The sequence below is a fragment of the Cupriavidus pauculus genome, assembly GCF_008801835.1.
GTDB lineage: Bacteria > Pseudomonadota > Gammaproteobacteria > Burkholderiales > Burkholderiaceae > Cupriavidus > Cupriavidus pauculus.
The window spans coordinates 84,223-96,709 of the sequence record NZ_VZOW01000004.1; the positions used below are offsets into that span (position 1 = coordinate 84,223).

The 12,487-nt window shown below is 65.9% G+C and carries 12 protein-coding genes; 3 read left to right on the forward strand and 9 right to left on the reverse strand.

Annotated features, from left to right (window positions below; translation table 11 throughout):
• Complete coding sequence (locus tag F7R19_RS06560; protein ID WP_150979731.1) at positions 1–1,353, reverse strand: nucleobase:cation symporter-2 family protein; 1,353 nt, start codon at positions 1,351–1,353, stop codon at positions 1–3.
• A gap of 186 nt (positions 1,354–1,539) precedes the next feature.
• Here F7R19_RS06560 and F7R19_RS06565 point away from each other — a divergent pair, with 186 nt between their 5' ends.
• Positions 1,540–2,517, forward strand: a complete 978-nt coding sequence (locus tag F7R19_RS06565; protein ID WP_150979732.1) for an AraC family transcriptional regulator — start codon at positions 1,540–1,542, stop codon at positions 2,515–2,517.
• Positions 2,518–2,591: 74 nt separating this feature from the next.
• Positions 2,592–3,353, forward strand: a complete 762-nt coding sequence (locus F7R19_RS06570; protein WP_150979733.1) for a helix-turn-helix transcriptional regulator — start codon at positions 2,592–2,594, stop codon at positions 3,351–3,353.
• An 82-nt stretch (positions 3,354–3,435) separates the two neighbouring features.
• Here the strand turns inward: F7R19_RS06570 and F7R19_RS06575 are convergent, their stop codons facing one another.
• From F7R19_RS06575 to F7R19_RS06610, 8 genes are all read right to left on the reverse strand, one after another.
• Positions 3,436–3,918: a RidA family protein gene (locus F7R19_RS06575; RefSeq protein WP_061953912.1), complete on the reverse strand. Its 483-nt coding sequence runs from the start codon at positions 3,916–3,918 to the stop codon at positions 3,436–3,438.
• Entirely contained in the window at positions 3,915–4,781 is an 867-nt protein-coding gene (locus F7R19_RS06580) for a PhzF family phenazine biosynthesis protein (RefSeq protein WP_150979734.1), read from the reverse strand. Before F7R19_RS06580 ends, F7R19_RS06575 begins: the two co-directional genes overlap by 4 nt.
• Positions 4,774–5,757, reverse strand: a complete 984-nt coding sequence (locus tag F7R19_RS06585; protein ID WP_150979735.1) for a Bug family tripartite tricarboxylate transporter substrate binding protein — start codon at positions 5,755–5,757, stop codon at positions 4,774–4,776. Before F7R19_RS06585 ends, F7R19_RS06580 begins: the two co-directional genes overlap by 8 nt.
• Positions 5,758–5,996: 239 nt before the next feature.
• Positions 5,997–7,097: a CobW family GTP-binding protein gene (locus F7R19_RS06590; protein WP_150979736.1), complete on the reverse strand. Its 1,101-nt coding sequence runs from the start codon at positions 7,095–7,097 to the stop codon at positions 5,997–5,999.
• Positions 7,094–7,720 (reverse strand): UbiX family flavin prenyltransferase, encoded by a 627-nt coding sequence (locus F7R19_RS06595; RefSeq protein WP_150979737.1) that lies wholly within the window; start codon positions 7,718–7,720, stop codon positions 7,094–7,096. Before F7R19_RS06595 ends, F7R19_RS06590 begins: the two co-directional genes overlap by 4 nt.
• Positions 7,717–10,002 (reverse strand): xanthine dehydrogenase family protein molybdopterin-binding subunit, encoded by a 2,286-nt coding sequence (locus F7R19_RS06600; protein WP_150979738.1) that lies wholly within the window; start codon positions 10,000–10,002, stop codon positions 7,717–7,719. The genes F7R19_RS06595 and F7R19_RS06600 overlap by 4 nt, the downstream gene beginning before the upstream one ends.
• Positions 9,999–10,508: a (2Fe-2S)-binding protein gene (locus F7R19_RS06605; RefSeq protein ID WP_061953900.1), complete on the reverse strand. Its 510-nt coding sequence runs from the start codon at positions 10,506–10,508 to the stop codon at positions 9,999–10,001. Before F7R19_RS06605 ends, F7R19_RS06600 begins: the two co-directional genes overlap by 4 nt.
• A complete protein-coding gene (locus tag F7R19_RS06610; protein ID WP_150979739.1) occupies positions 10,508–11,368 on the reverse strand; it encodes an FAD binding domain-containing protein in 861 nt (286 codons plus the stop codon). Before F7R19_RS06610 ends, F7R19_RS06605 begins: the two co-directional genes overlap by 1 nt.
• 171 nt (positions 11,369–11,539) lie before the next feature.
• Between F7R19_RS06610 and F7R19_RS06615 the strand changes: the two genes are divergently transcribed.
• Entirely contained in the window at positions 11,540–12,457 is a 918-nt protein-coding gene (locus F7R19_RS06615; protein WP_084003833.1) for a LysR family transcriptional regulator, read from the forward strand.
• Positions 12,458–12,487 lie beyond the last annotated feature (30 nt).

A 12,487-nucleotide genomic window follows, 5' to 3' on the forward strand; every position in this document is an offset into this window, starting at 1 on the left:
TCAGACCTCAGGTACATGTTCGCCGGCGACGGCCAGCTCGTGATCGTCGTCGCGTGTGGGCACGCCATTGAGCAGCAGATTCAGAAATACCGACACCACGCAGGAAATGATCACGCTGCTGTGCACGAACGGCTGCAGCGCGGCTGGCAGCTTTGCCAGCAGGTTGGGCATGATTACCGGCATCAGCGCGCACGCCAGCGTGATGGCTACCACGCTCAGGTTTGCGGGCTTGCGTTCGTAATCGACCTGCCCCAGTGTGCGGATGCCTGCCGCGACCACCACGCCGAACATCACGATGGTGGCGCCGCCCAGCGCGGCGGCGGGGATCGACGAGAACAGCGCGCCGATCTTCGGCACCAGCGCCACGGCGCACAGCATCACGCCGCAGACCGCCACCACCCAGCGGCTGCGCACGCCGGTGACGATCACCAGCCCGACGTTCTCCATGAACGCGATGAACGGAAACGCCGCGAACATGCCGCCGATGGCACTGGCCAGGCCGTTGGCGCGCAGGCCACAGGTGGCCTCGCGTTCGCTGACGGGCCGCTTGACGATATCGCCGATGGCCACGAACAATCCCATCGATTCCACCATCTGCACCACCATCACGATCACCATGGTGACGATGGCGCCCGCGTTGAAGGTGGGCATGCCGAACGCGAACGGCATGACCATCGTGAACCACGGCGCGCGCGCCACCTCGTCGAAGCTGCCCATGCCGAGCAGCCATGCCGCCGCGCCGCCGATCATCAGGCCGATCAGCACGGCCAGGCTGCGCACCAGCCGGCCGCCGTGGCTGTTGATGAACAGGATCAGCGCGATGGTGCCGAACGCCACTACAAAGAACAGCGGCGAGCCGAAGTCCTTCGCATTGTGGCCGCCGCCGGTCCATTGATACGCAACCGGAAACAGCGACAGCCCGACCGAAGTGATGATGCAGCCGCTGACCACGGGCGGGAAGAATCGCTTGAGCCGTCCGATGACCGGCGCCAGGAACATCGTCACCACGCCGGCGCCGATCACCGCACCGCATACGCCGGTGAATCCGAGCGACGGGTCGGAGCCGATCGCAATCACGGGTCCCACCGATCCGAACGCCACGCCCTGCATCAGCGGCAGGCGCACCCCGAACTTCCAGAAGCCGACCGTCTGCAGCAGCGTGGCGATGCCCGATGTAAACAACGCGGTGCTGATCAGCAGCGTGGTCTGTGCAGGCGTCATCTTCAGCGCGCCGGCCACGATCATCGGCACGGCAATCGCGCCCAGATAACTTACCAGCATGTGCTGAAAACCTAGCGAGACCATCGCCCGCGCTGGCAGGATCTGGTCGACGGGATGGACGGGGGTGGTCATGGGGGCGCTCCTGCCTTGTGGTGTGGGTGTGCACCCAACTTAGCGACGCCGCAACCGGTCTCGTAGCAACATTGCGAATGCGCGCGCATGGAAGCGAAATGGCAGGGGTTTTCCGCAGCTTGCACGGAATCTGCATTGATCCCTAGGATGAAGCCATTATCGCCAGTCCGCCCCTCGATCTGCACCATGGGTCATCATGCTGCACCAAGATTGAACACCGCCAGCCATGCCCGTGCGCTCGATCACGTGCAGGCGCTGTCCGCGCGCGTGTTCGGTCCGACGCGCCTGCATAGCGACGACGCCCATCCGCAAGTGCAGTTGCAGACCTGCCAGATCGGTCATCTGACGCTGGCCACCACACGCTACGACCGCGCGATGGAGGTGGTGCCGCAGCCGGGCAAGGACGAGTACGTGATCCAGACCGTGATCGCCGGCCGGTGCCGCGTGGAAATCGACGGCGTGGCCGAGGACATGGAGCCGGGCAGCACCTGGGTGTTTTCGCCGTCGCTGGCGGTGCGACTGTTGCTGGACGCCGATTGCGAACGCTTCAGCGTGGTGGTGCGCCGTCATGCGCTGGAGGATGCGTTCCGTACCTGCTTCAACTTCGATCCGCCGGGGCCGCTGGTCTTTGCGCTGCAGCCGCTCAGCGACGCGCAGCGTGCCGGCCGCTGGCGCGCGATGCTGACGTGGCTGCGCACCGAAGCCGCCATGCGTACCGGCCGCCCCGCTCTGCCGGCGGCCGACGCCGCCATCGAACAACTCTGCCTGACCACGCTGCTGGTCGATCATTTCGGCGAGGACGGCGGACTGCTGCCGCGCGGCTACCTGCCGACGCTGCCCGCCTATGTGCGGCGCGCCATCCGCTACCTGCGCGCCAACCTGGACCAGCCGATCACGCTGCAGGAACTTGCAGCGCACTGTGGCGTCTGCGAGCGCACGTTGCAGCTGGGCTTTCGCAAAAGCAAGGACACCACGCCAATGGAGTACCTGCGCGTACTGCGCCTGCAGGGCGCCCGCGCCGACCTCCAGCGCGCGATGCCCGGCCCCGGCGTGGTCACCACCATCGCCCTGCGCCACGGCTTCACACACCTGAGCCTGTTCGCGCGCGAATACAGAAGGGAATACGGCGAACCGCCTTCGGCTACGTTGCGCGGGGGTGGGTGAGGGCGCGCTACCACCGCACCACCGGGCAGCGTATGATCGCCGGGACACCCCCCACGGTTGCCGATGTACTCGCGATGACCCACCAACCTCATCTGTCTCCCAAGCTGCATCTGACCACTAAGCATGGTTTTGCGCTGCATGACAGTCGGCAGCCCGCCTTTCATCGCGCGTGGCACATCCATGACTGCGGCATGCTGCTTTGGCCGCGCATGGGCCGGCTCAAGACGGTTTGGAACGACGTTGGCGGCGAGCCGGACGCGCCGCATGCGGTGTCGCTGGTGCGCGGTACCGCTGTGCTGCTGCCAGCGACGACCTCGCACCTGACCGCATCGGAGCAAGGGCGCCAGCAGCATGGAGAGCTTTACCTGCCGCCCGACCGCCTGCCCGCCGGCCGACGTTTTGGCGCCATGCATCTGGACGCAGCGACCATTGCGATGCTGGAGGGGTTGCTGTCCCCGGGCATTGCGATGACGAGTGCGGCGTGGCTGGTGCGCGCAATCGTCGAACAACTCGCGGCAAGCCGGCCGCTGGCGATGCCTGAAGCACCTTCATCGGTGGCGATGCGCATGGTGCGGCGCTTCCATCAGGCGCTTGAGCGCGACCTGCCGCTGCCTTCGATCGATGCGGTTGCAAGCGAGCTTGGCGTGTCGATCCGGCATTTGCAGCGCGCTTGCCAGATCGAGTTCGGCGTGACGCCAGTGACTGTCAGGCGCCGCGTCCTGGCCACGCATGCCCGCGGGCTGATCGCCCAGGGAAAATCAGCAGCCAGCGTCAGCATGGATCTCGGTTTCGCGTCGAGCGGTCATCTGCACCGCCTGCTGCGCGAAACGCGCTGACTGTGCGGTCGCCCGCCGTTGCCCCGTTGCAAATAGGGCGCTGCAGGGCGATGCGGCCCGTGATACTCGATCCATTTCCTCGCTAAGCCATGACCACGGCGTCGATCTCGATCTCGATCCACGCGCCGTCGGGGAGGCTCGCCACGCCCAATGCGCTGCGCGCGGGCAATGGTTGCTCCGGGAATGCGATGCGGAGAATTGCCGACGCCGCATCGAGCACTGCCGGATGATGGCCAAAATCCGGTGCCGCGCGGATGAATCCGCGCACACGGACAATCTGGATCACGTTTGACAGATCGTCATCGCAAGCCATCCGCAGCGCTGCCAGCGCGTTCAGCATCGACACTTCGGCGGCGCCGCGAGCCGGCTCGACATCGGCCTGGCCGCGGCACTGGCCTGCCATGGCAACGCCTTGCCGCCTGCAGACTTGCCCGGCGATCGACACCCAGCGCGATGCGTCCGTATCCACGATGCAATACGGCGCATAGCTGCCGCGCGGACGAGACACCTCGGGCAGCGTGAATCCTGCTGCGCCAAGCAGAGCCTCGGGAGAAGCGGCCGTCATGGTTCGCCCCATGCCACCCCGCCACTGAGCCAGCATCCGTCGGGCGCGCCGGAATCGGCATGGCGCGGCGCAACGAGGATCTCCGATGGGCAGCCCATGGCATCGCCCTGCCACACCGCCATCGATGCTGCGGTCCGGCCGCGACCGTGCAGTTGGTTAGTCTGGTTCAGGTATCCCCAAAGCGCCGCCGCGGCGATGCCGGTCGCGGCATCCTCGGGATAGCCTGACGACTTTGGAAACTGCCGTGCATGAACTACGGGCGTGCCGTCGACCCGGGGTGTGCCGAATGCGTACGGATACAGGCCGGTGGAGCCGATCGACGCGCACAGCGGCGCCATGGTCGAGAAATCCGGTTGCAGGGCGTCGAGCATCGCCACGGATGGCAGGGCGATGAGCGTCTTCACGCGGCTGGTCGCGGCATTGACGACCGTATGGCTGCCGGCGGGCAAGCCGAGCTGCATCGCCACGCGGACCGATGCTGCGGCGTCCAGCTTGGCGGTGCGTACCGCCGGCTGCGAGATCCACACGCGTTGCGATGCTTCATCCCAGTTTGCCAGCACGATGCCGCTCAACGTCTCGATGCGCGCCGTCGACGTGGTCCAGCGCCCCCACTGGCGCAGCGCCCAGAGCGTGCCCACCGTGGCATGTCCGCACATTTCCATTTCGTGATGCGGCACGAAGAAACGCAGGCGCCAGTCGCAGCCAGCATCGCTCGGCAATACGAAGGCTGATTCGTGGCCATGCGTGGCGGCGACGCGCTGCATGGCCGCCGCATCCATGCCGCGTGCGTCTGCGACCAGCGGCACCGGGTTGCCGCCTTTCCCATCGCGTACAAAGACGCGAATCAGTTCGACGTTACTCACCGGTGGCTCCAACCGACTTGGCGATCCTGCCCCAGTACGGGATGTCCTGCTGGACGGCGGCCCGCAGCGCCGCCGGCGTACCGGGGCGAACGGTCACCCCCTTGCCGGCGAGATCGTCGGCCACGGCCTTGTCGGCCAGCACCTTGTTCAAGGCCGCATTGAAGCGGTCGACAATCGCCGCGGGGGTTCCCTTTGGAAATGCGATGCCGTACCACAACTGCTGTTCAAAGCCTGGCACGCCCTGGCTTGCGAACGTCGGTACGTCGGGCAGCAATGGCGTCGCTGCGGTCACAGCGATGGCGGCGATCTTGCCGGCTTTGATATATGGCGTGAGTCCCGCCGGATTGTCGAACATGATCTGCACCTGGCCGCCAATCAGATCAGTGTATGCAGGCGCCGCGCCGCGGTATGGCACGTGGATCATCGGCTCGCCGATGAATTTCTGAAACTGTTCGCCCATCAGGTGCGACACGGTCCCGACGCCAACCGACCCAAAGGTGTGCGGAGCCCGGTCGGACTTCAAGCGAGCGACGAGCGTACGCGCATCGGGCACTCGCAACGCGTTGTTGACCGCCAGCACGTAAGGCGAAGTGCCGATGAAGCCGGCGTATGCAAAGTCCGCTGTCGGGTTGTAGGCCAGCCGGGGATAGAGCGCGACGCTTACCGCGTGGGTGCTCGTGGTGACCACGCCAGCCGTGTAGCCGTCGGCAACGGCCCGCGCCACGAAGCTGGAGCCGAGCGTGCCGCCTGCGCCGCTGCGGTTGTCGATCACCACCGGTTGTCCGAGTTCGCGCTGCAGAAGCGGCTGGATCGAGCGCGCCACGAGATCGGTGCCGCCTCCGGCGGGAAACGGCACGACCATCGTGATCGGTTTCTCTGGCCAGCTTCCGGCATGAGCGGAGACGGAACTTGCGGCGACAACGGCCGCCAGTATTGCGCGCCGTAGGCCGCGCGTCGGATTCGACAGGGGGGACATGTGCACTCCTTTCGTTGGAATACACGAAAGTCTAAAAACGGGGCGGCCCTGTCTCAAACCGGAATGCGACGGCGCGCGATCCAAAAAGCGCATGAGTCTTGCCAGAGGGCTGTGGGGAGTTCCGCCTATGTGCCGCCGGGCGCGGCCAACGCCGATCAACAAAAAAGACGCAGCCGACGTGAGGCGGCTGCGCCGTCAATCACCCGCCAGTATCGTTGGCGGGGTCCCAGAGCTTTACGTCAGGCGGCGATCTGCGCGGGTTGACAGATGCGCAGCAGCGTTTGCAGGCGCGCGCGGTCCAGGTTGCGGCCGATGAAGACGAATTTGCTTTCGCGCGGCTCGTTGCCCCATGGGTCAGCGCGATGGAAATCCATCAGGCGATGCACGGCCTGCAGCACGTGACGGCATGTGTCGTCCTGCACGGCAACGATGCCTTTCATGCGGAATACATCGTCGCCTTGCGCGGCCAGCAGCGCGCGCAGCGCGTGCTCCAGCCGCTCGCGATCGAACGGCGTGTCGAACACCAGCGAGACCGATGTCACGGACGGATCGTGCCGATGCGCATGATCGTCGCCGCCGTGTTCGTGATTGCAGGTTTCGTCGCAGATGTGATCGGCGTGGTGGTGCGCGTCGTGGTCATGATGACCATGATGATGCGCATCGGCCGCGTCATCGGGCAGTTGCGTCGCGCCCGGCGTGAAGCCGCCAATGCCCAGGATGCGCGACAGGTCCACTTGCGCGTAGTTCGAGCGCAGGATCTGTGCGCCTTCGTTCAGGTGGTGCAGGCGATGCGTCAGCGCGTCGAGCCGCGCCTCGGACACCAGATCTGACTTGTTCAGGATGATGCGATCGGCCGCCACGATCTGATCGACCGCCTGGTTGTCGAAGCCGGACAACTGCGGATCGTCCAGATGGGCTTCGATATGCACGGCGTCGACCAGCGTCAGGATGCCGTCGAGCGTCACCTGTTTGGCCACGTCGTTGTCCATGAAGAATGTGGCGGCTACCGGCGTGGGATCGGCCAGCCCGCTGGTCTCCACGAGGATATGGTCGAAACGTTCAGGCCGTTCCAGCAGCTTCTGCAGGATGCGCACCAGATCGGTCCGCACATCCACCACACAGCAGATGCAGCCGTTGGTCATCTGGTAGATCTCCTCGTCCGAGGTCATCACCAGGTCCGAATCGACATCGACTTCGCCAAACTCGTTCTCGATCACGGCGATGCGGTGGCCGTGCTTCTGCGTGAGGATGTGGTTCAGCAGCGTGGTCTTTCCTGCACCCAAAAAGCCGGTCAGGATGGTGACGGGTACGGGTGGCAGGTTGCGTTGGACTTCGGTCATGGTGTCTCCCGGGTGATGACATCGGTATTGACTGCGGCAAGCGTTGTGCGCATCCCGGCCCAGCGCGAGACCAGGCCGGTGTGCGGCACGTCGAACAGATCGAGCACGCGCCCGACCGTGTGATTGACGATCTCGTCGACGCTTTGCGGATGGGTGTAGAACGCGGGCATCGGCGGCATGACGATGGCGCCCATCTCGGTCACCGTGGTCATGTTGCGCAGATGCACCAGATGCAGCGGTGTCTCGCGCGCCAGCAGCACCAGCCGCCGGCGCTCCTTGAGCATCACGTCGGCGGTGCGCGTGATCAGGTTGTCGGCCACGCCGGTGGCGACGGCGGCCAGCGTGCGCATCGAACACGGCGCGATCACCATGCCGTCGCAGCGGAACGACCCGCTCGCAACGGCGGCGCCGATGTCGCGCACGTTGTGCACCACGTCGGCCAATGCTTCCAGTTGCGGACGCTGCATGCCCAGCTCGTGATGCACGGTGAGCCATCCGGAAGGCGAACAGATCAGATGGGTTTGCCACTCCGGCGCCGCCTGCATGGCCTGCAGCAGGCGCACGCCGTATGCCGCGCCGCTGGCGCCGGTGACGGCCACCACGAGCCTGCGCGGGGCGTTCATGCGCGGGTCTCCGCGGCGCGTTTTTCGGCCAGCGCCTGCAGCACCTGTTCCGGCTTGATCGGATAGTGGCGGAAACGCACGCCGATGGCGTCGAATACGGCGTTCGCGATGGCCGGCCCGATCGCCACGATCGGATCTTCGCCGACGCCCTTCGCGCCGAACGGACCGCCCGGGTCCGGCGCAGCTTCCAGCAGTACGGTGTGGATCTCGGGCATGTCCATCGCCAGCGGCATCTTGTAGTCGACGAAGTTGGCGTTCAGCGATCGCCCGGTCTTCATGTCGATCTGGTAGTCCTCGTAAAGCGTGTGGCCGATGCCCTGCTGGATGCCGCCTTCGATCTGCCCGGCCGCGGCCACCGGGTGGATCACCTTGCCGATATCGTGTACCGGCACCACCTGCTTGACCGTGATGAAGCCCGTCTCGGTATCGACCTCGACCTCCACGAAATGCGCGGCGAACGAATACGACTTGGTCGGGTGATAGGTTGCCGTGCCCACCAGTTGCGCGGCGGGCAGTCCCTTGCGCGGCATCACGGCCTCGCGCACGGTCATGGTGGGCCCGATGCGGTCGCGCACGGCGATCACGCCGTTGGCAACTTCCAGCTGGTCGGGCTCGGCCTCCATCTGGCGCGCGGCGCGTGCCAGCAACTGCTGCTTGATTTGCGCGGCGGCCATCTGCGCGGCGCGTCCCACCATGTAGGTGGTGTGGCTGGCAAAGGCGCCGATATCCCACGGCACCACATCGGTATCGCCATGCACAACGCTGACCGATTCGAACGGGATCGCCAGTTCCTCGGCGACGATCTGCGCCAGCGCGGTATGTGCGCCGGTGCCCAGGCCCGCCGCGCCGGTCAGCAGCACCACGGTGCCGTCTTCATTCATCTTGACGATGGCGTTGCCCTGCTCCTTGATGCCCGGATAGGCGCTGCTGCCGTGCATTTCGCAGCCGATGCCCCAGCCGCGGCGGATCACGCCATGCTGGGCGCGCGTCTGGGCGCGGCGCGCGTGCCAGTCCACCACTTCCATGCCCTTGGCAATGCACGCCTCGAGGCCGCGCCCGATCAGCGGATGATTCGACGGCGCGATATCGCCTTCGCGCACCGCGTTGCGCAGCTTCAGCTCGGCCGGATCGAGGCCCAGATGATGGGCCGCCTCGTCCATCTGGATATCGAGCGCGTAGTAGGTCTGCACCACGCCGTAGCCGCGAAACGCGCCCGCGATCGGGCTATTGGTGTAGACGCAGCGACCTTCCAGCCGCACGTTTTCGCAGCGATAGAGCGATACCATCGCCGCGGTGCCGACATTGGTGACACCGGGCCCGTGCGATCCGTAGGCGCCGGAATTGAACACCACCTTCGCTTCGCGCGCGGTGATGGTGCCGTCGTTGCGGAATCCCTGGCGCAGCCAGATGCGTGCGGGGTGGCGCGTGCGTCCGCCGAGGAAAGTTTCCTCGCGCGTGTATTCCATGCGCACCGGGCGATGGGTTTCGCGTGCCAGCAGCGCGCACAGGAATTCACCTTGAAACAGGTCCTGCTTGGCGCCGAAGCCGCCGCCCATGTGGTCCACCAGCACGCGCACCTTGTGCAGCGGCAGCCCGAGCACTTCGGCCATGATGCCGCGCACCATGAACGCCGTCTGCGTCGAGATCCAGACCGTCAGGTTGCCGTTGCCGTCCCATTTGCAGGTCAGCACGTTCGGTTCCATGTAGGCCGGCGTGGGGCGACCGCCTTCGTAGATGCCTTCGAGAATGAAGTCGGCTTCTGCAAAACCGCGGTCAATGTCGCCGCGTTCCACCACCACGGGGGGGAGCACAAGATTGCCACCCGGCTCGCGGTCGTGGATCGGCACGGCGCCGGGCGCGGCGGCGTCCTCCACGGTGAGCATCGCGGGCAGCGGCTCGTATTCGACTTCGATCAGCTCGATGGCGCGCGCGGCGATTTCCTCGCTGACGGCAGCCACCGCAGCCACGCCTTCGCCCCAATAACGCACCTTGTCGTCGAGGAAGTACTGGTCGCAGGTGACGGAGGCCGAGCGCGGATGGGGCGATCCCGCGTGCAGCACGCGCGGCACGTTTTCATGCGTGAGGATCGCCTTCACGCCCGGCAGCGCCAGCGCAGCCGCGGTGTCGATGCGACGAATGCGGGCATGCGCGACATTGCAGCGCTTGAGCCTGGCGTGCAGCAGGCCCGCCATCGGCATGTCGGCGACGTACTTGGCGTTGCCGGTGACCTTGTCCAGCAGGTCGGTGCGCTTGACGCTGTGTCCGATCACGGCGTGGGTCATTGTGCGTTCTCCGTTGCGCCATGCGATGGGCAGGGACGTTGGATGGCCTCGGCGGCCTTTTCCACCGCCTCGATGATCTTGGTGTAGCCGGTGCAGCGGCAGATGTTGCCGGCCAGCGCAAAGCGGATCTCGTCGCGAGTGGGGTTTGGATTGGCATCGAGCAGCGCCTTGATCGCCACCACAAAGCCCGGCGTGCAGAAGCCGCACTGCGCGGCGCCGCAGCGCATGAACTGATCCTGAATCGGATGCACGGTATCGGGACCGGGCTGGATGCCCTCGATCGTGGTCAGCTTGCATCCATGCGCCTCGGGCGCGAGCATCAGGCAACTGTTCATCGGCGTGCCATCGACGAGGATCGTGCAGGAGCCGCATTCGCCCACATCGCACCCTTTCTTGGTGCCGGTCAGGCCCGCGTCGTTGCGCAGCGCGTCGAGCAGCGTGCTGTGCGGCTCCACCGCCAGTTCGCGCGGCTCGCCATTGATTTCCACTTCGATCAGTTTGCGCATCACAGTGTCTCCAGGGCTTGGGCAATGGCGCGGCGTGTCAGCACGCTCACCATTTCGCGGCGATAGGCGGCGCTGGCGCGCACGTCGCTGATCGGACGCGCGTCTTCCATCGCGGCGTGGGCCGCCTGGAGGACTAGCGCCTCGCTGATCGGCCGGTCGCGCAGCAGCGCTTCGGCGTGGGTGGCGCGGATCGGCGTCGGCCCTACGGCGGCCAGTACGATGCCGACATCGGTGCAGTGGCCGCGTTCGACCGTGATCGATACGGCAACACCCACCGTTGCCAGCTCCATCTGCACGCGGCGTCCGTGCTTGATATAGGCCTTGCCCGTATGGGGCGCCGGCGCTGGGATGGTGATACGCGACACGAGTTCGTCGGGCTCCAGCGCGGTCTTGCCGGCGCCGGTGACGAAGTCTTCCACACGCATGGCGCGCGACCCCTGCAAGCCGTACAGATGCACCGACGCGCGATCGGCGATCAGCGGCGCAAGCGAATCGGCCGACGGCGACGCGCGGCACACGTTGCCCACCACCGTGGCGCGGTTGCGCACCTGTATCGACGCGAAGTCGGTGACTGCGCGCGCCAGTCCCGCGTAATGGCGGCGTACCGCGTACGACGTTTCCACCTCGCGCGTGGTCACCAGCGCACCGATGCGCAGGCCGTCGGTGGGATCGAACGCCAGCACGTTCATGCCCGGGATTTTCTTGATGTTGATGACGTGCGCGGGCTGCCGGTGCGATTCCTTGATCTGCACGAGCAGGTCGGTGCCGCCCGCCAGCACGCTGGCCCGACCGCCGCAACGGTGCAGCAGCGCGGATGCCTCTGCAAGCGTGGCGGGTTCGAGATATTCAAACGCTCTCATCGTCGCTCCTGTGTGGATGCTTGCGGCCCGTGCGCGCCATGCGTTTGCCGCTGACCGTGAAAGCATGATGGTTGCCACACCATCATCGGTAAATACCCATAACCGGATTTATTGATCGTGTTACCCTCTGAATCGACTGCCATGACCCCCACAACAGAGCAGGCGAGAGACATGCCCACCATCAGCAACATGAACGTTTCGCTGCGGCAATTACGCGCGTTTATCGCCGTGGCCGAAGAGCGTCACTTCACGCGCGCAGCGGAGAAATTGAGCCTTTCGCAGTCTTCCGTCAGCGCCCTGATTCACGAACTCGAAAGCAATCTCGGACTCAAGCTGTTCGATCGCCATACGCGGCTGATGCAAATCACGCAGGCCGGCGCGGAACTGCTGCCGATGGTCAAGAAGGCGGTGGCCGATATCGACAGCGTGCTGGACAGCTCCGCGGAATTGCGCACGCTGGGGCGCGGGCGCGTGTCGATTGCCGCATCTTCGATCCAGGCCGCGCTGATGCTGCCGCGTTTCATCCGTGAGTTCTGCGTCGGCCATCCGGGCGTCAAGGTGGACCTGCACGATGTGGCCGAGGATGAAGTGCCGCGCATGGTCAGCGCTGGCGAGGTCGATTTCGGTATCGGCACGATTCCCGAGGGTCAGCCCGACCTGGCCGCGCATCGGCTGTCGTCGGATGCATTCGTGATCGTCATGCCGCCCAGCCATCCGCTGGCGCGCCGGCGCGATCTCACCTGGGAAGACGTGGCCCGCCTGCCCGTGATCGGTCCGCACCGCGGCAATCCGATCCGCGATTGCCTGGACGCCGCGCTGGCCGCACGCGGCATCACGCTGGCGCGCGTGCACGAGGTGTTCCTGCCGCTGACGATGGTCGGCATGGTCGACGCCGGACTGGGGATCGCGGTGATGAGCACGGCGGTCACGCGGCTGACGTCGGCGCTGGGGCTGATCACGGTGATGCCGCAGGATCCGGTGATTCACCGCGAGATTTCATTGCTCACACATGCGGACCGGTCGCTATCGCCGCCTGCGCAATCGTTCCGCGACCTGCTGATGCGCCATCGCAGCGATCTGGCGAAGTAGGCGCCGCGCGACGCTGCAAGCCCGGGGCAT